Genomic DNA, 18,493 nt, shown 5'->3' on the forward strand with positions numbered 1-18,493 from the left:
GCTTTCCTTATATAAAATAAAAAACCTTTTAGCTAAGAGCTAAAAGGATCGCATGCAGAAAGAATCCAATGATCCTTCTGTCTCGGTCCCGTAAGGCTCAGAGCAGAATCCAACATCTTGTTTCAAGTCCTATGTTTACTTACTTCACTTAGTCAAAACTGCAAGTGCGGTTCCCTTAAGGATACCGCCTCGCCTTTCTATTATACCAAAAGTCGCTTCCATTTGATACCTTTACTTTACTTCAGTTCAATATCACCGGAATAGATCTTAATCTTCTCCCCAGCATTCGTAATCACGGTTAAAGCCCCTGAATCATCCAAGGAATCAGCAATGCCTTCGATTACTCCTGTAGGTGTATGCGTCCGAATAGGACGCTTTAAGGTAACACTCAGCGCTTCCCATAACAGACGAATTGGAGAAAAGCCTTTCTCTATATAAAGGGTATAAAGCTCTTCGAATTCTAAGAGAAAGGCTTGTACCAATTGTTCTCTAGGAATGTCAGTACCAGACTCAATCGCCAATGAAGTCGCGATCTCTCTAAGCTCCTCTGGATAATCCTCCATCTTAAGATTTACACTAATGCCAATACCTGCAATTACATACTTTAACCGCTCATCTTCCCCACTGCTTTCCAACAAAATGCCGCTTACCTTCTTGCCGTTGATTAAAAGATCATTTGGCCACTTGATGCCAATGTCAACACGGCACACCTTTTGTATAGAGCGACACAACGCCACAGCACTGAGCAATGTTAATTGGGGCATGAAATAAACGGGAATACGCGGTGTCAAAACCAGGCTCATCCAGATCCCTTTACCGGCCGGAGAATGCCACGTGCGCCCCATTCTGCCTCTTCCAGCCCTTTGTGCCTCTGCTAGCACGATAGTGCCTTCAGGAGCCCCTGATGCAACGAGAGCGTGCGCAATCGTCTGCGTGGAGTCAACTTCTCCATACACATGTACTTTTTGACCAAGCACCTTGGTTCTCAAACCTTTTAACAGTTCGTTCACTTGCCATTTAACCGGCTTACTAAGCAGTCGATAACCTTTTCGCGGCGCAGCTTCAAATTCATAGCCAGCCGCTCGAAGCTCTTCGATATGCTTCCAAATAGCGGTGCGGCTAACGTTTAGCCTGCGGCTTATTTCCTCACCAGATACGTAGGCTTCCGGCGATTCTTGGAACAACTCTAAAATACGTTCGTTCATATGATTTCACTCCAAAGTTACAGACATAAAAAGCCGCGCTAACGCTGCTACTTCGCAGCACGCGCGGTATGTAAAAGAGACTCTCGCTCGTTCGGAATTTCACCGAGCGCGGTTCGTTCGAGCAGTTGCTGAAGCAGAGTGCCCATCCGCGGGCCCGGCTTCAGGCTAAGTTCCTCTGCCAGATCCTTCCCTGATATGGCTAGTTCTTTCAGGCTGAAGCAGGGAACCTTGCTCAGCCATTCGTCGCCGTGGCGCACCAGCTCGGGCGCCACAGCTTGAAGGAAGCACGCAAGCTCGCCGCGTTGCTGCAGGTTTTGCGGCAGCACGCGCAGCAGCCGCAGCAGAGCGCGGGCAGCGGATTCTCCGCTGCGCACCGCGCCAAGCTTCCAGACCCGCTCCAGCGGAGCCGGGTCTACAGAGGCGGCATGCGGAGCGCCGCCCTTATACTGCGCGGCCACAACCTCGCGCAGGGCCAGCACTGCCACAACCGCGTCGCTATCTGCGCGGGAGAAGGTCAGCTCTTGGAGCGCCGTGCGGACCGTGTCCGCTGGCATCTCCAGAAGCATCAGCAGCAAGGACCAGCGGTCATGCTGCCCTTCCAGCGCGCTGACGGTGTCCAGCGCGTCATCCCAAGCGAGCCAACGCTCAAAAGGCAGCGGCAGCTGCTTTTTGAGGTGCGCCGTGAGGCGGCTCGCCATCAGTAACCGCACAGCCCGTGCGGGGGCTGGGCCTTCGACCATGCGCTGCAGCTCGCTGCGCACGCGCTCCATGGCGATATGGCGCAGGAGCGGAGCTTGCGCAAGCAGCGCCTGCCACGTACTTTGCTCAACCAGCAAATCGTAGGTCGAGGCAAAACGAATACAACGAAGCATGCGCAGCGCATCTTCGCCGAATCGCTCCTCAGCCGTACCTACGCAGCGGAGTACACCCGATGCCAGATCCTTCTGCCCGGCAAAAGGATCCAATACAACTCCCGCCCCGTCCATTGCCATGGCGTTCATCGTAAAATCGCGCCGCTTCAAATCCTCTGTCAAATCCGATATGTATTCGACGGAAGCTGGGCGGCGAAAGCCCTCATACTCCGCCTCCTTGCGGAATGTTGTCACCTCATATGTCCCCTGCGGCAGGATGACAGTGACGGTTCCGTGCTGCAGACCTGTCGGCGCCGTCCGCGGGAAGCACGACATCACCTGCTCCGGCAAAGCGGAAGTAGCAATGTCGAAGTCCTTGATAGGACGCCCAAGCACGGCGTCACGAACACAACCTCCAACAAGATAGGCCTCATACCCTGCTTTTGTAAGCTGTGAGAGCACATACGATGCTCCTCGATCCATAACTTTTATTTCCTTAGCATCCGACATTAGACTCCTAACCAGCTACCTCCTTTACTGACAGGTAGATGCTGTAAAACGATGAGATTCCGGAAGTTCCCTTCCCAGTACACGATAATAAATTTCCTCATATTGAACGGTTGTAATATCATTACAAAACGTAAACCGGGCACGATTCAAACAATTTTGTACAAATTGTTCGTACAGCACTGGATTGCTGAGCAGATGAACTGCATATTCCGCCATTTTATCCGTATCACCTACATCTGCTAGATAACCAGTTTCACCATGTGTGATAAGCTCAGGAATACCGCCGGCATTTGACCCAATCGTTGGCACACCGCAAGCCATAGCTTCAAGCGCAACTAACCCGAAGCTTTCTTTTTCCGATGGAAGAAGCATGACATCAGCAAGTGAAATGACTTGAGCTACATCATCTTGTTTCCCGCAGAATGTCACTTTTTCTGTAAGGCCAAGTTCCCTTACTTTCGAAACCATTTTAGATAAATCCGGACCTTCCCCTACAAACAGGAGGCGAGACGGAATCCTCTTACTCACTTTAGCAAAGATATCGATAACATCCTGCACACGTTTGACTGGTCTGAAGTTCGAAATATGAATAAGAATCTTCTCTTCCGGCCTTGCAAACTCTCCTCTGAGCTTCGTAATATCACGCGGGTAATAAACCCGTTTATCGACAAAGTTATAGGTTAAATCAATGTCACGGTCAATATCCAATGATTCCCTTGTTTCTTTAATTAAATCCTTCGAAACCGCTGTAACCGCATCGCTTTCATTAATCGCATAGCGAATTAAGTCCGAAATCGATTGATCCTGTCCCAGAACGGTTATGTCTGTCCCGTGAAGTGTTGTGACCACCTTCAGCTTAGTTCCCACCATCTGTTTAGCAAGCAGCGCGCATACAGCATGAGGGATCGCATAGTGAACATGCAGTAAGTCCAGCTCCTCCATCTTGGCGACCTGTGCCAGTTTACTGGCGAGAGAAAGATCGTATGGCGGATAACGGAATACATAATATTGACTAACTTCCACTTCATGATAAAAAATATTTTTATGAAACTTCCCCAAACGAAAGGGCATGCTATGTGTAATAAAATGAACCTCGTGTCCTTTTTCGGCAAGCATCTTGCCAAGTTCGGTAGCAACTACGCCTGAGCCGCCTAAAGTCGGATAACAGGTGATTCCAATTTTTAGTTTGTCGTTCATCATACACCTCTTTTCCCGATCAATCGAATCGTTCTACCATGAATGGCAGCTTGGAAACGAAACCTTCAGCATAAGTTAACATACGCTTTTGCCCCATGAGTCGATCACGAGCCTCCACGCGTTCTACATATCCTTGATTTAATGGCGTCGAAACCGTCCCTTGCCCTGTTATAAACTGCGAGCGGTAAGCGCTCAGTGCAGCTAATTTTTTATCATAATAATCAGTTACATTCACCATGAGATCAGCTTCGTAGACATCATTTATGAAATAAAAGTACATTTGCTCTACATTTACAGGTTCTGATTCTGATAAATACTTGCGTAATTTCGCATTAAAAACGGCTTCTTGGACTAGGCCCGAACAAGCGATATGGTCAGGATGGCGATCCTGCCAGTAAGGAGCAAATACCATTCTAGGCTTATACTTCCTGATTTCTAGTGTAATTCGTTCAATGTTGGTCTGAGTGACGTATAAACCACGATCTGGTAAGCCAAGATTTGTCCGGACAGTCAAGCCCAAAATTTTTGCAGCTTGCTCGGCCTCTTCGATCCTTGTTTCCACCGTGCCATTGGAAGACATCTCGGCATATGTTAAATCACAAATTCCAACCCTTAACCCAAGATCAGTATGTTTGGCAATGGTTGCTCCCATCCCAATCTCGGCATCATCTGCATGTGCGCCAAAAATAAGAATATCTAAAGATTCTCTCATCTTATTCAATACCCGGCTTATATTTATGTACCAGTTCTCGCCAAGCAAAATCACCGCGATCAAGCGCTCTAACGAGCAGTTCAGCTGTAGCTACATTTGTAGCACAAGGAATTCCTTGAACATCACATAACCGCAGGAGGGCAATAATGTCCGGCTCATGAGGCTGGGCCATTAAAGGATCTCGGAGGAAGATCATAAAATCAATCTCATTCTCAGCCACTAGTGCGCCGATTTGCTGATCCCCTCCGAGAGGACCTGACATAAACCGATGTACGCTTAATTTCGTGCTATCCATAATCCGCTGACCTGTCGTGCCTGTTCCATACAGCTTATGACCCTGGAATACATGTTCATAAGCGGTAACAAAATTCACCATTTCGTCTTTCTTACGATCATGGGCAATTAGCGCAATCTTTAACATCCTATGTTCCACTCCCTTAGGGCTCTTTAATCTATAAAATGCTCGAATCCGTAAATCATTCCGCTATATGTCATCACTTTACGTACAGCAATCGCAACACCCGGCATATAGGCTGCCCGATCATAAGAATCATGTCTTATCTTGAGCGCTTGGCCTTGCTCAGCCATGATCACTTCCTGCTGAGCAAAAATACCAGGCAGACGGACACTATGTATTCTAAATCCATTGTAATACCCGCCGCGCGAGCCTTCAATTGTTTCTTCTTCTTTCGGATTACCTTGACGCAGCTCTTCTCTAACTTCAGAGATAAGCTCGGCTGTTTTCACCGATGTTCCTGAAGGAGCATCTAGCTTTTGATCGCCATGGTACTCGATGATTTCCAAATGAGGGAAATATTTGGACGCTTGCGCTGCAAATTTCATCATTAGAATTGCACCAATCGAGAAATTAGGAGCAATTAGTCCGCCAATCCCGCTATCTTGACACTGCTTGTCCAATTCAGCAATAGCTTGAGGCGTAAAGCCTGTTGTTCCCATTACTGGGCGGATTCCTAAGCTAATAGCTAAGTTTGTATGTGAAACCGCTGTTTGCGGGCCTGTAAAATCGACTAAAACATCGGGCTTTGATGCTATAAGGGCCCGCTCCAAATCATTGCTCATGTTGATTCCGCAATCTTCAAAGCCTACCATTCTTCCCAAATCAATTGGGCCAGAGGACCGGTCCACCCCCGCCACCAATTCCATATCGGACTCCGTGAGTACGGTCTTCACGACCTCTCGCCCCATTCTTCCACTTGCTCCAATGACTGCTACTCGAATTTTACGATCCATGGTGGGCGTATCTCCTTTTTTGTATGTTTCAAACCTTATATTTCATCTTTTGTCGGTAGAGCACCGCATGCTGCTTCGCCAACTCGTGGTTAGGGTCTAAACGAACCGCTTCCATTACGGTTTGATAGGCTCTTGCATAATCCTTCCGAAAGGCAAAAGCTTCGCTTAGAATAAGATACGCTTCAAGAGCGAGCGGATCAAGTGTAATGGCTTCTTTTAGTAAGAAAATCGCCCGTTCCGCATGCTCAGATTCCACACTTAGCTGTTTGTGTGCTTTTTCGACCAATTCTCTGGCATGCAGCACCTGCAAATGATAGCGATAAACTTCATTTTCTTTTTCCAACTCAAGTGCTTTTGAAGCATGCTCAATCGCATTTAGCAGCTTATTACTTCTTGCAAATGTTATCGATAGTTTGTAGTGGTAGGCAGCATTGTTTGGTTCTGCAGCTATCGCTTTTTCAAACCATTCAATGGCTTTTTCAAAATCATGACCAAGTATGGATTCGTACGCTTTCTGTATTTGAATTTCTCCATTCATCTGCCCATCCTCCTTTTAGCCGAAAGCGAGTCTCCCGTTATTGGGGATGGTATAGTTTATGAAGCTTATGGAGTTTCGGTGTTTATTTTGGTCCAGCGACCCGCGTCGCGCGTGTTGAATTTATGCATGATTTTATCGTGCGCCTCGGTCAAATCAATACCCAAAGAGTTCGCGAAACAGATCGTGATGAACAGAATATCGCCTAACTCCAGCTCGATCGAATTGTCTGCTTCCGTGCTTTTTTTCGGCTTTTCACCGTAGGTGTGGTTCACCTCTCGGGCTAATTCACCTACTTCTTCCGACATTCGAGCCAGCATAGATAAAGGACTGAAATATCCTTCCTTAAACTGGGAAATATAAGTATCAACCTCTTGCTGTATATCTTTAAGACTTCGCTGTGACATGTTCACCCTTCTTTCCATCATCTTCACCAAAGCTATCATTACTATGTTAAACTAAACAAGAAAAGTTGACAAATTTTTTCGGCTGATATAAAAGTAAATTTGCAACTTAACTTGCTTTGCGTCAACCATGACAAACACGCTCGTATTTATGGGCGGCGTAACCGTGTAACTTGGCTAACCCATCAAGTGTTTGGAGGAAAAGAAATGATTTTTAAGGAACGATTTGCTGATCGATTTACGAATGTACTTGCGATTATGATCGGCACAGCTATTTATGCGTTTGGTTTACATTATTTCGTTATTTCCAATGAGTTAATGGAGGGCGGTGTTACAGGTATCTCCTTGCTGCTCAAATACGTTCTGAACGTACCTCCTTCAGTATCTACCTTACTGATTAATATCCCCTTATTTTATCTCGGTTGGAAATTTTTTGGCAAAGGACCTATGCTGTACACGATGTTCGGCGTAGTCTCGTTGTCCTTCTATCTATGGGTAATGGAGCTGCTCATTCGCAAAGAATGGCTGGTCCCTTTTCATACTACACAGGATTACTTCCTGGCCACGCTCTATGCAGGGATTACGCTCGGGACTGGACTTGGACTTGTATTCCGTTTTGGTGGGACTACGGGTGGCTCCGACATCTTGGCCCGTATTGGAAATAAAAAAAGAGGCTGGAGTGTCGGACAAGTTATCCTTATAATTGATGTTATTGTCATCGGCTCTTCGTTTCTCTATTTACCGAAAGAAAAGGTCTTATACTCACTCGTTGCCGTCTTCGTTACCTCTCGGATCATCGATTACATCTCCGAGGGCGCATACGCGGCCAAGGCATTTACCATTATAAGTGATCAAGCAGGTCCGTTAGCTCAGTCCATTACGAAAGAACTAGACAGAGGTGTGACCTTATTCCCAGCCAGGGGCGCCTACTCTGGCAACAATAAGGAAGTTGTTTATTGTGTCGTTTACCGTCACGAAACTAGAAGACTCCACGAGCTCATTCATTCCATTGATCCCCGCGCATTTATTATTATTGGTGAAGTACATGATGTTATTGGTGAAGGATTCAAAACACAGTAAACCAAAAAGTGGGTTGAGCAGCTCTTGAAGCCTGCTCAACCCACTTTTATCTTTCACCTATGTTCGCTTTCTTTCGCTTGCTTAACAGGAACAAAATGTCGTCCAGATTGGTACATTCTCCAGCCCGCAAAAGATAAAACACTTACAATAATGAGTCCAATACCTAACGACCAGATGATCGGCTGCCTAGGATCCGTTATTGGCACGAAAGCAATAGCATCTTTGTTCTTCAGAAATAAGTCATCCAAAATGTGATTTAGATTCTCTATTCCTGATTCCAATTGACGAGTAGACATAGGCTTACTATTCAAATTATTTCGGAGAAAAACAAGAAGAGAATCTAGTTTCTCAACCGAAGCAGCATCTCGACTAATCAGCAAAGAAGGATGTATGATGGCTATATGCTGCGACAGCTTCCCGAAATTAGCCAGCGCCTCCTGCTGTTTATCGGCTTTGATATCCTGATTCAGCACGTTTGTATCATTTTGTATTACTTTATAGTATTGCAGCCACATGGGCTGGTTCTTATGTGTAAGTGCATCTGTGGCAAGGCGAATTTTGGCTACCGCGATCTGCCCCTCTTCCGGTGAAAAGGCAACGGCATTATAAACCCTTTTCGCTTGTGTTATCGATTCCGTTAAAGCATTTAACCCCTCGACCGATGTAATTCCCTCGAAATGAATCTTAGGAATTTGATCGGAAATTTGCATCAATTTATTTCGCGCCTCCGTCACTTGGCCATCCATTGTTTGCTTATACATATCATCAGCAATTTGATTCAGAAATTCTATTCGCTGTACTTGATCTGGATCTATTGGCTTTGCAGCTTGTCCGTTTGTATTGGTATTAGCTCCGCAAGCTGAACTTATACTAACAACGGCTGCCAGCACAAGTGTGGTCGTGAGCCGTTTCATACCGGAATAAATCAACATGGGACATCCCCTCCTTCACCATCATCATATGGAGGTTCGTCCCAATTTAGACCAGCAGCTATGCGATTATGGGTTTCTTTTCTGACGGATGAAAAGGAATATTACAGCAGTTAATATCCCAACAACACTTAATCCTATCGTGAACAATTCGATGTTAAATAAATAATTGTCCACGAGGACATCCGGCAATCTCGGGAATATTCCTCTTTCATAATCCATGAAATCGTTCCAGAACGTCCACACTGCGACAAGCGTGATAGCAGTAAGCTTATATCTATACCACCTTGCAAATAACAGCGCTTCCAAAGCCATTGCCAAATGAGAACAAGTTAACATCCATCCATCCCATCCGACTGGAACTCCTTGCCAAGCACCTGCCCATATCATCGTAACCGCCCAGATCCCATATTTAAAAGAGGTGATCAGTGCGAATGCTTGAATGAAGCCGCGAATAGCACGATAAAGCTTACTATGTTGTTTATCCGAGGAACGCTCCATTAGCAAGAAGCCCACCGATAAAGTGAAAAATAAACTGGCTGTTGGACTATCTGGTACAAAATATACGTACCAAAGAGGTTTTTCCGCAATCGTATCGACCATTTGTGCCCAGTACCACTCGTAGCCATAAATTGTTCCTAGAAGGTTAGATATGAAAAGTAACCACAACATCTTTTTGCTTAATAGAAAATCCTTGCTCCAAAAATAAGAAACAGACAACCCTTGCTGCAAGTAAGCTCCTCCTCTATGGCTTATAAAAAAACCTGACCGCTCTCGCGATCAGGTTCCCCTTTTTATTGGGCTTTTTGTTTGGATAACCATTCAGCAAGTTTATTAATATCAGCATCTGTTAAGCCTTTATCAATGTTAGCTTGGTACTGTTTACCCATATTACCCTTACCATTTTTGATAATACCCAGAATCTCATCTTGAGAATGCTTGTCACCGACACCTAGCAAAGCTGGGACGCCAGAAGCAGGCATTCCTTTGAGTCCAGCACCGTGACAAGATAAGCAAGTTGCTTTCTTGAAGATCTCAGCGCCTGGATCATCCGCTGCAACGATAGCTGCAGGTTTTTTCGTATCTTTCGCAGCGCCGCCACCAGCAGCTGCGCCTTTTTTCGCGTGCAATTCTTCCTCACGCTTGATGTGCTCAGGAATAATGTTTTTCTCTTTCAACTCAACTTGGTAATGAGACCAAGATGTATACGTCAAGTACGTACAAGCGATCAAAGATAAAATCATCAAACTAGAAGCGATTGGTCTTCTATAGAAGCGACGCTCCTTACCAGTGTCCAGGAATGGAGCAAGAAGTAAGCCCCCAAACAGTAAACCAGGTACAACAACTGCTCCCAGAACAACATAATCACCGGATGTATATGGATATTTCAATAATTGATACATGAACAAAAAGTACCAATCTGGCATCGGAATGAATGCTGTGTTCTTAGGATCCGCAGGATAACCTAGCGGAGCTGGATCCGACATGACCAGTACTAGCATACCGACCAATACGACTACTCCAACCATCCATTCTTTTAACAAGAAGTTAGGTATGAACGCTTCTGATTTTCCCGGATAAGCAGAATAATCTTTAGGAATCAGTCGTTGCTCTTGTGATTTCTTAATTACGCGGGAATCTCCCACATAAACAATTTTTTCGTCAGACTTATGACCATGCGCCACGCATTGACCCTCCTTTCAATTATAGCGGTCCGGAAATACCTTGTTTGCGAATCATGAAGAAATGTCCGGCAAGCAAAGCGAGCAGAACGCCCGGCAGGAAGAATACATGAATGGCGAAGAAACGAGTCAATGTTTGTGCGCCAACTATATTTCCACCTTGCAGCAATGTCTCAATGTACGGTCCCGCGAACGGTACGGACGCTGCAATCTTCATACCTACTTGCGTAGCGAAATACGCTTTGTTATCCCATGGAAGCAGGTATCCGGTAAAACCAAGACCTAACATAACGAAGAAAATCAACATGCCTACAACCCAGTTCATTTCACGTGGTGCCTTATAAGAACCTGTGAAGAACACGCGCAGGGTATGTAAGAACATCATAACGATAACTAAGCTGGCTCCCCAGTGGTGCATACCTCTAACGATAACACCGAAAGCCACTTTATGTTGTAAGTAATCAACGCTGGCATAAGCGTTGATAATATCAGGTGTGTAGTACATTGTTAAGAACATACCTGACAAAATCTGAATGACTGTAATGAAAAACGTCAATCCGCCGAAGCAATATACGAAAGCGGAAAAATGATGAGCAGGGTTAACGTGCTCTGGAACCTCGTGGTCTGCTACATCCCTCCACATTGGCGTAATATCAAGACGTTCGTCAATCCAGTTGTATACGTTTTTAAACATCTGATGCTGACGCCTCCTTATACTCTTGTGTTAGCATGTAGTTGTCCCACATAAACGAAACCATTCTCTACTTTGGTTGTATATTCATCCAACGGTTTTGGAGCTACAGCAAGATTCTTACCGTCTTGCGTATAGTGAGCACCATGACAAGGACAGAAATACTGGTCTTTGTAAGCAGGGTTATCGTTCCAGTTGACTGTACATCCAAGGTGCTTACAGGTTGGATTTAACGCAAAGAGCTTGCCGCCGCTGTCTTTGGAAATCCATGCCACAAGTTCTGCATCGCTTTCGTACCAGCCATCTACCTGGTGGACTTGGAACGTAAACGATTGTGGTACATTTGTAATTTTGCTTTCTTCAACTACTTTAACCCAATCCGATGCTTTCTTCTTTTGGAGGACAGGATCTACAGCAAACCGTATCATCGGTATAATAATACCGGCCCCCATGAATCCTCCAGCGCCACCAAGGGTGTAAGAAAGAAATTGTCGACGAGACATTTCGCGTTTGGTCCCGGGTTTCTTCCCATGCTGCTCTTCATTGTGATTGTTATGATCACTCATTCTCAGGTCTACCCTCCTACATTGGCCGATGTCCAAACCCTCTCGGACATCAGTAACCTCTATCACGTGTCGTTCGACATTACACTACATAACTAGGACATTACTAATAATAGCCTACGACTACTAGGTCGTCAAGAATCCATAACTCCTTTTAGTCGATTGAAATCTTGGCCTTTGAACAAATTTTAACGAAATTGTCACAACTTTTTTGGGTAACCATAGAGCTCCATTACTCCCCTTATCCTGCACAATTTTTTTTCCAATAATACGCTTAACAGTTAAAGTTAATCGCTCTGCTGCCATAACTGTAGTACTTGCTTGGAAATATTTGATTTGATCTGATCAGATTGGCTCGTCCACTGCTCCAAATCGACATTAATTAACAAATCTGTTTGATCTGTTTTCCATAGAGCAGCTTCTGTATGTAGGGTAAGTACGATCACGTAACGAAACCCCATCCTTTTTAAATGAAGCGAGATGGCATGTAACTGCTCTCTCATATCTACACCCGTTATATAATGAAGCGCTGGGTACGTCACTACTCTGCCTTTGAATGGAATCTCAATAGTTTCCAGAGCATCTCTAAGCTGTTCTAAGGCCACTGTTACTTGGGTAGGGTCTTCAAACCCAGTTAACCCCGTTAATGGAAGCAAGCAAGTATCTAAATATGGTTTTAAATCTGGCCAATCATTAGCTGGGATATCATTAAACTTCAACGGATTGTTCCTCCCCTATCATTTGCCAAAAAATCGTTTGCTATGTAACGTCATAAAGCTCTTCTTGTACTTTAATCCGTCCTAACCTGACTGTCAATTGATAAACCGGTTTGTCCGCGCAGAGCCTTAAGCGCTTCCTCCAGATCCTTCTTCTTCACCACTAGATAAGGGCTCTCCCATTCGCCGTTCAGATGAATGTATTGAACAGTTGCCGGTTTCAAGTCACGGTAGGATTTCGTCAATGTCCGAAGTTCATCAGCTGGAATATCTGTTTTGATGGAACTTCCTATGATATCAAGCACACCTCCCCAAGCGGTTATTCCGTTCAATGTTGTTAACTCATCAAGTAATTGATTAAGTACAAGCTGCTCTCTTTGATTTCGCTCCATATCGGAGGATTCTGCTGTGCCCAAATTAGATTTGCGGTAACGGATAAAATCTAATACCTGCTTGCCATTCAACTGCTGTTTTCCTTTGTTTAAATGAATATTCGTTCCGTCGCTTTCGTCCTGATAGAGCATATCCATATCGACTTCTAAGGTCATCCCGCCTAATTCATCGATTAGCTTTCGAAAGCCATCAAAATTAATAACGACCATATTATCAATGGGAACTTGATAGACTTTACTGAACAAGCTCTTCGTTTCATAAAGGGCTGTGTATTTATTTTTATTATAATAGTACGCGTAGAAATAATTCGCTTTGTGGGATGTGTCTAATCCTGACTTTTCAGCTTCAATTTCCAGGTCTCTTGGAATGGATACCACAGTTCCTTGATGTGTTTGTGGATTAACACGAAAAAGCATCATTACATCCGTATTCAGTGACCCTTCATTTCCTTCTCTTTCATCTATAGCAGTTAAGAGGAAGGTTAGCGGTTTTTCAATCTGATTTACTGTCTGTGATACAGGGACTTTGCTTCCAATTATATTGGGTGCTGCTGTTGCTTCAGGGGCAGCTATAAGATCCAACGTCTGGTGCCATTTATTTGTTAGGTAAGCTGCATACAACGATGCCGATCCCACTATCATTCCTGTAATCAGAAGTACGGCTGTCAAGGCTTTTCGTCTTCCTAGAAATTTCATAATCTTTTTCATTTGTATCTCCTTCTGTTTAGTATCATACTCTTTTAAATGGACGCGAGGGGTGATGAATTAGTTCTTTTTCAATTAGGCCAAGCAACAAAAAAAGACACGTGAATGAGATTCACATGTCTTTCCTATACGTTCCTATATTAGCCGCTAACTACGTTATTAACCCAAAGATTGCAAGGTTTTAAGCTCTGATGTAAGAGCCAAGAACGTCGTTTGATCTCCCTTGGCTAAAGCACGGTCAATCTCTTTATAGAGATTTTCTTCTTTATATTTGCGAATGGCATTGTCCCAAACCATTTCCGCGAAAAGTGCGAGCAGCGCGTTGTTAGATACATTCATTTTTCCCATGAGACCTACCTCCAAATGTTGTCCGCGGTTTGTCAGGAGCTTCTTTTTCGCAAAAACATGTAAGTCTGTATCTTGGTGTATGCCAACCCCTGTGTATGCTCCTACTTCATCATATTCACTCCGTACATCATCGCTTCCTTCAAAAGCCCGATTCATCAGGAATGTGTCTTTACCTACAACCACCTCTTTATTTGGTGTCTCCTCTGAACTGTGCACTTTCTTTATCCAGAAAGAGGACGACCTTGTCTTCTTCAGCGACAAATGTTCCTTGAATCACTTTCGTTCCGAGCTTCGTGACTTGAATTACGGTTCCATTCTCCTGATCTTCCCCAATCCGGATCAACCCCAAATGCATCATCATTTGCAAAATGCGTTGTTCCACAATGGATTCAGAACTATCATAATAAAATGGTTTAACTAATTTACAAAGCACGTCTCCCAGAGATGCCATGGTTACCCATTGTCCGCCTAAACGATCAACCCACCCAGCGATGCTTTGGACATTTGGAATCGGATTTTTATAAAGCCGAAGCCAGAACTTATAGACATCTGCTAGGTTCTCTTTCTTTCCTTCCAGCAAGCGTGTTTTTCCATCTTCCGTTAGACGAAGTGTTTGTGAATGCTCACTAATCAGTTGACGGTAATAGCAGTAATCATAGATGAATGAAAATCGGTTCGGATACTCTTTAAACATGCGACCATACCCGAATCGCCATGTCCCTTTGGGTACCATTTCTTCTTGAACTGATAATCGATCAAGAACTTGTTGGAGCTGCCTTTTGTACATGGCGCCTTCCGCAGTCAGCGGTAACTCCTGCTGCTGAGAGATGAACGTCAAGAAATGAAAGATGTCATCAACAATTAGTAATTGCTCATCTCGGTATACACTGGGCTCATTTGTTAGTCTCAGAGATTGTTTAAACTGGTTTGTTAGAACATCACTAAATCTACGCTTCAAATCATGGGGGACATGAAACAAAAACTTCGTTTGCTGCGAATATCCGTTAAACAACCAACCAAGCTTCTTAAATTTAATAACCATATCCCGAGGATTCCATTCGCCCGATTCCTCCTTCTGGAATCGTGATTGCTGAACTCTAGCGATTAATTCTTCGATGCTGAAAGCATTACGAGGATCGAAGAGCAGAGAATTCAAGAATCGAATGTCCTCCATATTCAAGCTTTGAATGTGCTTCTCGAAAATCTCTCTGCGCAGCGCTGCACTCAAAATTGATTGAATCAATTCATTCTTCGAATGACCATTGCATTGGCACTCGTAGGTATGAGCAATTCGACCTAATTCATGGATATCGGTGTAGCTGAGCATGTCCGCTAGGTTCATTTCCATCCTACATCCCCCAATTGGTGAAGCTTTCAGCTCCGTGGTTTCTAGTAACCATTATGGGATTTTTTCCCGAAAATATTCCAAACGAAACAAAAAAACATGACTCTTTGATTGAGCCATGCTGATGTCTAACGATTATTCAGTTTTGGTTTCTAAGTGAGTTAAACAATTATATAACTGAAGCTCCCAACCTGCTCCTTGACGAAGTAGAATTGTCAGAGATGTATTTTGAAGAAATTCTTCACTGTCAATCCGTAGAACTCTGAGTACCTGAACGATAAAACCACCATGAGATATCAATAATATTTTCCGATTCGGATAGGTCTGTATTAAATCAGATTCTAGCCCTGACCAACGTTTCCATAGATCGTCATCCGACTCCTGACCTAGATTCTGAAGCTTCCAATCAGTCCCCCATCGCTCCTCCCGCTCAGCAGCAGTAGTTCCCTCGACCTGTCCATATTTACGCTCCCGCAGCCTTTTATCTGTCCGTAAAAAGGGGATTCCTGAAAGCTCCGAAACAATTTGCGCTGTTTCCCTGGCTCTCTTCAGATCACTACTTATAATACCGTCCCAACCTTCTTTCGCTAATCTCAGACCTAGTAACCTAGCTTGCTCTCTACCTTCTTCGGTTAAATCAGTATCCAGCTGCCCTTGCAGCTTACCTAGACGATTCCATTCTGTACTACCATGCCGGATAAATCCGATCGTTGTCATTTCTTTGCCCCTCCATCATCCATTAAAATGAAAAATGCTCCTTCAGGAGCATTATGCTTTCGTTCGTGATAACCAATTCATAATAATAATTGTTGCGATTAGACCTAGTATCGAAACAACCAATAAATAGTGCGGATATGAATGAATGGGGCCTACGTGGAATCGTAAAGGCTCCATGAAACTAGGATTCAGACTCGCTACCGCATCTACCATCTTGTGACCATTCATAGATTCAGTGTTACTGGACTTCAAGGCTTGTGGCGCTTGTAGATCAAACAAGGAGTTATCCGCAGAAGCTAATGTTGATTGTGGCGTTCCGTCGTATACGATAGCAAACAAGAAGCTGAACACGAATAAGGCTAAACAAAAAGCAATGACAGCTGTAAGATTCCTCCTGAATGTGTAAGAGATCGCATACATACGCTCAGAAACTGGAATGCGCCATGACTCATTTTCATAAATCCGATTCATAACCTTGTTAGAGACCATCGGCTCATAATCAGGCAACCCGCTCTCGATCGCCGCAGTACGAATGAGTATCGTACTTTCTTCCCATATTTGAAACTCTTCTGTACATTCGGCACAAGTCGCTATATGCTCATCCACCGCGGTACGTCGCAGGTCATCATTCGGCAGATCCCAATATACTCCAAATAATTCCTGGATCTCACTACACTTCATCGCTCTTTCATCCCTTCGATTCTTCGAATATCGGTTCACTGAAATAAGGATCCAGCTGTAATTTAACGGACGCCCTAGCCCTAAATAGAAGAGACTTTACCGAACTTACAGTCTGACCTAATATGTTTGCGATTTCCTGATAATCCATTTGATCATACTCTCTGAGTATCAAAGCTGATCTTTGTTTCTCTGGCAAACTATTAATCGCATCACGAACCATGGATACTTTCTCGTTTCGCAGCATAGCTTGCTCTGGCATTGCATCAAAAGAGGCATGCGGTGTCAATCCGCTTTGTTCCAACGAGACTTGAACACTTTTATTTTTGCGCAGCTCACTCAGAACGGTATTCCGGGCAATTGTATACAACCAGGTGGAAAAGGATGCCTCAATTTCACGAAAAGAATGCAAACTGCGGTACGCTTTATAGAAAGTTTCGTTACACAGATCTTCAGCAATGGCTTCCATCTGAGTACTTTTTAGCATATGAAAAATAAATGCAAGGATTTTACGCTCGTAACGACGCATAAGTTCATTGTAAATTTGAACATTTCCATCCTTGATTTCTCTGATCAATTGGGAATCGGTCATTACGTGGCGACCCTCCTAGCGTTCCCGGGTACCACTCCAACTGTTCATACATGTTGTACTGCGGTTGGAGTGAAAAGTTGCGGTTATTTGTAAAAGAATTGTGAATTTATATTCAAATAAAATAAGAGCCTATTAAACTTTCTTGATTCATCACGAAATTCCTGCTCCATTCGACAAATTGTTGGAAAAAATTCAATTTTGCCGTTCGTCGGATACACACAACAGCTTGTCTTTCCATTATATATGAAAATCAGAAAAATATGGTACATATGCACAAAAAAAAACCGCCAAATTGGCGGTTGCACTTATGGTGCGATTATCGGATAGGAGTGGAGAGAAACCATACTGTACTTTTATTATATGTATACGGTTTCATTCTGTCAACGACTATTTTGAAAACGTTTACCAACTCGATATTATTTACTAGTAATGGATTGTAATTGATGCCTGTTTGCTTGCTTAATCAAATTGTTTATTGAATGAGGTTTAATAAATGGGCTGCCTGCATTGATCCTTGGAATTTGCATGGAATCTGTTTGTACCGAGGTTATACCCGCTTTGGTTGTAAAACCATACTTAATTCCAGCCTCATGAAGATACGTAATCGTATTATCATCATAGCTTCCGAATGGGTATGCATAGGAATCAACGAGTTTAGAGCCATTCACATCTCTAATCTTAGAGACGCATGCTATTGTATCCTTGATGATTCTTTGTTTGAGTTCATCGTCCGTTTCAGTTACTCCGTTATTCGTTATTTTGTTGTTCAATAGAGGCTTGCCATCTCTCATTGCATGCATTTGATCCGAATGACATTGAATATCAATGCCTGAGTACTCTTTTTTCATCCTCTTAATTTCTTCTCTGGTCAAAGATGGCAACGGTGTCCCCGTCGGGTTGTCCAAATCTTTGGTGATAACGAAATTTACTGCAGGTATTCGCATTTTTTTGAGTATGGGATAAGCATTCGTATAAAAGCTTTCATAGCCATCATCAAAAGTTACAAGTACCGCATTATCGGGAATATTCGTCCCATCCGACATAAAGCTTTTGAACTGATCCATGGTGATGAACTGATACCCTTGCCGTTGCATGGCTTCCAATTGCCTCTCAAACAATTTTGTTGAGATGGTTACTGAGCCCTGCACTTGATCATCAACATGGTGATAAACTAGCACGGCAACTTCCTTCGAATAAATGACATTGTTAGCACTTACAAAGGAAGGAAGAAAATTAACAAAAACGATTAAAACAATCAGCATGCTTTTCAACATCATCCAAATCTTCATCAAGTTCGCCCCACATAGAAGTAAGTATAATATATAAGAACAGATGTCATTATAGCACGAAGTTTTTTTTTTGAGAATCCGTTTATAAAAATAAAAAACAA

The 18,493-nt window shown here is 43.7% G+C and carries 22 protein-coding genes; 1 reads left to right on the forward strand and 21 read right to left on the reverse strand.

Translation table 11 applies throughout. The features are described 5' to 3' along the window. Positions 1-236: 236 nt before the first annotated feature. The 8 genes from BLT91_RS13275 to BLT91_RS13310 all read right to left on the reverse strand — a co-directional run bounded on the left by BLT91_RS13275 (position 237) and on the right by BLT91_RS13310 (position 6,668). Positions 237-1,205: a biotin--[acetyl-CoA-carboxylase] ligase gene (locus BLT91_RS13275; RefSeq protein WP_090821586.1), complete on the reverse strand. Its 969-nt coding sequence runs from the start codon at positions 1,203-1,205 to the stop codon at positions 237-239. Positions 1,206-1,252: 47 nt separating this feature from the next. Then, positions 1,253-2,566: a CCA tRNA nucleotidyltransferase gene (locus tag BLT91_RS13280; RefSeq protein ID WP_090821587.1), complete on the reverse strand. Its 1,314-nt coding sequence runs from the start codon at positions 2,564-2,566 to the stop codon at positions 1,253-1,255. A 24-nt stretch (positions 2,567-2,590) separates the two neighbouring features. Continuing rightward, the gene (gene bshA, locus BLT91_RS13285) at positions 2,591-3,763 is read right to left on the reverse strand and encodes an N-acetyl-alpha-D-glucosaminyl L-malate synthase BshA (RefSeq protein ID WP_090821589.1); all 1,173 of its coding nucleotides are present in this window, start codon (positions 3,761-3,763) and stop codon (positions 2,591-2,593) included. 19 nt (positions 3,764-3,782) lie between these two features. Beyond that, on the reverse strand, positions 3,783-4,475 hold the full coding sequence (gene bshB1, locus BLT91_RS13290) for a bacillithiol biosynthesis deacetylase BshB1 (protein WP_090821591.1): 693 nt from the start codon (positions 4,473-4,475) through the stop codon (positions 3,783-3,785). 1 nt (position 4,476) lies between these two features. After that, on the reverse strand, positions 4,477-4,896 hold the full coding sequence (locus BLT91_RS13295; RefSeq protein WP_090821593.1) for a methylglyoxal synthase: 420 nt from the start codon (positions 4,894-4,896) through the stop codon (positions 4,477-4,479). A gap of 26 nt (positions 4,897-4,922) precedes the next feature. Beyond that, positions 4,923-5,726 carry a 4-hydroxy-tetrahydrodipicolinate reductase gene (gene dapB, locus BLT91_RS13300; protein ID WP_090821595.1) on the reverse strand — a complete coding sequence of 268 codons (804 nt, stop codon included), beginning with the start codon at positions 5,724-5,726 and terminating at the stop codon, positions 4,923-4,925. Positions 5,727-5,754: 28 nt separating this feature from the next. After that, the gene (locus BLT91_RS13305) at positions 5,755-6,264 is read right to left on the reverse strand and encodes a tetratricopeptide repeat protein (RefSeq protein WP_090821597.1); all 510 of its coding nucleotides are present in this window, start codon (positions 6,262-6,264) and stop codon (positions 5,755-5,757) included. Positions 6,265-6,329: 65 nt separating this feature from the next. After that, positions 6,330-6,668 carry a nucleotide pyrophosphohydrolase gene (locus BLT91_RS13310; RefSeq protein WP_090821599.1) on the reverse strand — a complete coding sequence of 113 codons (339 nt, stop codon included), beginning with the start codon at positions 6,666-6,668 and terminating at the stop codon, positions 6,330-6,332. 204 nt (positions 6,669-6,872) lie between these two features. Between BLT91_RS13310 and BLT91_RS13315 the strand changes: the two genes are divergently transcribed. Further along, a complete protein-coding gene (locus BLT91_RS13315) occupies positions 6,873-7,745 on the forward strand; it encodes a YitT family protein (RefSeq protein ID WP_090821601.1) in 873 nt (290 codons plus the stop codon). Positions 7,746-7,798: 53 nt separating this feature from the next. Here the strand turns inward: BLT91_RS13315 and BLT91_RS13320 are convergent, their stop codons facing one another. The 13 genes from BLT91_RS13320 to BLT91_RS13380 all read right to left on the reverse strand — a co-directional run bounded on the left by BLT91_RS13320 (position 7,799) and on the right by BLT91_RS13380 (position 18,392). Then, entirely contained in the window at positions 7,799-8,677 is an 879-nt protein-coding gene (locus BLT91_RS13320; protein WP_090821603.1) for a sporulation protein YpjB, read from the reverse strand. Between the two features lie 66 nt (positions 8,678-8,743). Further along, positions 8,744-9,406 carry a DUF1405 domain-containing protein gene (locus BLT91_RS13325; RefSeq protein ID WP_254776924.1) on the reverse strand — a complete coding sequence of 221 codons (663 nt, stop codon included), beginning with the start codon at positions 9,404-9,406 and terminating at the stop codon, positions 8,744-8,746. 62 nt (positions 9,407-9,468) lie between these two features. Next, positions 9,469-10,359, reverse strand: coding sequence for a menaquinol-cytochrome c reductase cytochrome b/c subunit (locus BLT91_RS13330; protein ID WP_090821605.1), 891 nt, complete (start codon positions 10,357-10,359; stop codon positions 9,469-9,471). A gap of 19 nt (positions 10,360-10,378) precedes the next feature. Then, complete coding sequence (gene qcrB / locus BLT91_RS13335; protein WP_090821607.1) at positions 10,379-11,050, reverse strand: menaquinol-cytochrome c reductase cytochrome b subunit; 672 nt, start codon at positions 11,048-11,050, stop codon at positions 10,379-10,381. Positions 11,051-11,067: 17 nt separating this feature from the next. Then, entirely contained in the window at positions 11,068-11,613 is a 546-nt protein-coding gene (locus tag BLT91_RS13340) for a QcrA and Rieske domain-containing protein (protein WP_090821609.1), read from the reverse strand. Between the two features lie 284 nt (positions 11,614-11,897). Further along, positions 11,898-12,329 (reverse strand): DUF2487 family protein, encoded by a 432-nt coding sequence (locus BLT91_RS13345; RefSeq protein ID WP_090821611.1) that lies wholly within the window; start codon positions 12,327-12,329, stop codon positions 11,898-11,900. A gap of 71 nt (positions 12,330-12,400) precedes the next feature. Continuing rightward, positions 12,401-13,426 (reverse strand): LCP family protein, encoded by a 1,026-nt coding sequence (locus BLT91_RS13350; RefSeq protein WP_090821613.1) that lies wholly within the window; start codon positions 13,424-13,426, stop codon positions 12,401-12,403. Between the two features lie 156 nt (positions 13,427-13,582). Next, positions 13,583-13,771 carry an IDEAL domain-containing protein gene (locus BLT91_RS13355; protein ID WP_090821783.1) on the reverse strand — a complete coding sequence of 63 codons (189 nt, stop codon included), beginning with the start codon at positions 13,769-13,771 and terminating at the stop codon, positions 13,583-13,585. A 187-nt stretch (positions 13,772-13,958) separates the two neighbouring features. Continuing rightward, positions 13,959-15,113 (reverse strand): hypothetical protein, encoded by a 1,155-nt coding sequence (locus tag BLT91_RS13360; RefSeq protein WP_090821785.1) that lies wholly within the window; start codon positions 15,111-15,113, stop codon positions 13,959-13,961. A 138-nt stretch (positions 15,114-15,251) separates the two neighbouring features. Next, complete coding sequence (locus BLT91_RS13365) at positions 15,252-15,833, reverse strand: histidine phosphatase family protein (RefSeq protein ID WP_090821615.1); 582 nt, start codon at positions 15,831-15,833, stop codon at positions 15,252-15,254. A 51-nt stretch (positions 15,834-15,884) separates the two neighbouring features. Further along, complete coding sequence (locus BLT91_RS13370; protein WP_090821617.1) at positions 15,885-16,514, reverse strand: anti-sigma factor family protein; 630 nt, start codon at positions 16,512-16,514, stop codon at positions 15,885-15,887. A 7-nt stretch (positions 16,515-16,521) separates the two neighbouring features. Next, positions 16,522-17,103 (reverse strand): RNA polymerase sigma factor, encoded by a 582-nt coding sequence (locus BLT91_RS13375; RefSeq protein ID WP_090821620.1) that lies wholly within the window; start codon positions 17,101-17,103, stop codon positions 16,522-16,524. Between the two features lie 416 nt (positions 17,104-17,519). Continuing rightward, a complete protein-coding gene (locus BLT91_RS13380; protein ID WP_090821622.1) occupies positions 17,520-18,392 on the reverse strand; it encodes a polysaccharide deacetylase family protein in 873 nt (290 codons plus the stop codon). Positions 18,393-18,493 lie beyond the last annotated feature (101 nt).

Source organism: Paenibacillus sp. yr247 (assembly GCF_900103825.1).
In the GTDB taxonomy this organism is placed as follows: Bacteria; Bacillota; Bacilli; order Paenibacillales; family NBRC-103111; genus Paenibacillus_E.

What these genes read in the sequence shown, in the direction of transcription:
- BLT91_RS13275 (WP_090821586.1), bottom strand. Translation starts at nt 1,205, where the DNA reads ATGAACGAACGTATTTTAGAGTTGTTCCAAGAATCGCCGGAAGCCTAC.
- BLT91_RS13280 (WP_090821587.1), bottom strand. Translation starts at nt 2,566, where the DNA reads ATGTCGGATGCTAAGGAAATAAAAGTTATGGATCGAGGAGCATCGTAT.
- bshA (WP_090821589.1), bottom strand. Translation starts at nt 3,763, where the DNA reads ATGAACGACAAACTAAAAATTGGAATCACCTGTTATCCGACTTTAGGC.
- bshB1 (WP_090821591.1), bottom strand. Translation starts at nt 4,475, where the DNA reads ATGAGAGAATCTTTAGATATTCTTATTTTTGGCGCACATGCAGATGAT.
- BLT91_RS13295 (WP_090821593.1), bottom strand. Translation starts at nt 4,896, where the DNA reads ATGTTAAAGATTGCGCTAATTGCCCATGATCGTAAGAAAGACGAAATG.
- dapB (WP_090821595.1), bottom strand. Translation starts at nt 5,726, where the DNA reads ATGGATCGTAAAATTCGAGTAGCAGTCATTGGAGCAAGTGGAAGAATG.
- BLT91_RS13305 (WP_090821597.1), bottom strand. Translation starts at nt 6,264, where the DNA reads ATGAATGGAGAAATTCAAATACAGAAAGCGTACGAATCCATACTTGGT.
- BLT91_RS13310 (WP_090821599.1), bottom strand. Translation starts at nt 6,668, where the DNA reads ATGTCACAGCGAAGTCTTAAAGATATACAGCAAGAGGTTGATACTTAT.
- BLT91_RS13315 (WP_090821601.1), top strand. Translation starts at nt 6,873, where the DNA reads ATGATTTTTAAGGAACGATTTGCTGATCGATTTACGAATGTACTTGCG.
- BLT91_RS13320 (WP_090821603.1), bottom strand. Translation starts at nt 8,677, where the DNA reads ATGTTGATTTATTCCGGTATGAAACGGCTCACGACCACACTTGTGCTG.
- qcrB (WP_090821607.1), bottom strand. Translation starts at nt 11,050, where the DNA reads ATGTTTAAAAACGTATACAACTGGATTGACGAACGTCTTGATATTACG.
- BLT91_RS13340 (WP_090821609.1), bottom strand. Translation starts at nt 11,613, where the DNA reads ATGAGTGATCATAACAATCACAATGAAGAGCAGCATGGGAAGAAACCC.
- BLT91_RS13350 (WP_090821613.1), bottom strand. Translation starts at nt 13,426, where the DNA reads ATGAAAAAGATTATGAAATTTCTAGGAAGACGAAAAGCCTTGACAGCC.
- BLT91_RS13355 (WP_090821783.1), bottom strand. Translation starts at nt 13,771, where the DNA reads ATGGGAAAAATGAATGTATCTAACAACGCGCTGCTCGCACTTTTCGCG.
- BLT91_RS13360 (WP_090821785.1), bottom strand. Translation starts at nt 15,113, where the DNA reads ATGAACCTAGCGGACATGCTCAGCTACACCGATATCCATGAATTAGGT.
- BLT91_RS13365 (WP_090821615.1), bottom strand. Translation starts at nt 15,833, where the DNA reads ATGACAACGATCGGATTTATCCGGCATGGTAGTACAGAATGGAATCGT.
- BLT91_RS13370 (WP_090821617.1), bottom strand. Translation starts at nt 16,514, where the DNA reads ATGAAGTGTAGTGAGATCCAGGAATTATTTGGAGTATATTGGGATCTG.
- BLT91_RS13375 (WP_090821620.1), bottom strand. Translation starts at nt 17,103, where the DNA reads ATGACCGATTCCCAATTGATCAGAGAAATCAAGGATGGAAATGTTCAA.
- BLT91_RS13380 (WP_090821622.1), bottom strand. Translation starts at nt 18,392, where the DNA reads ATGAAGATTTGGATGATGTTGAAAAGCATGCTGATTGTTTTAATCGTT.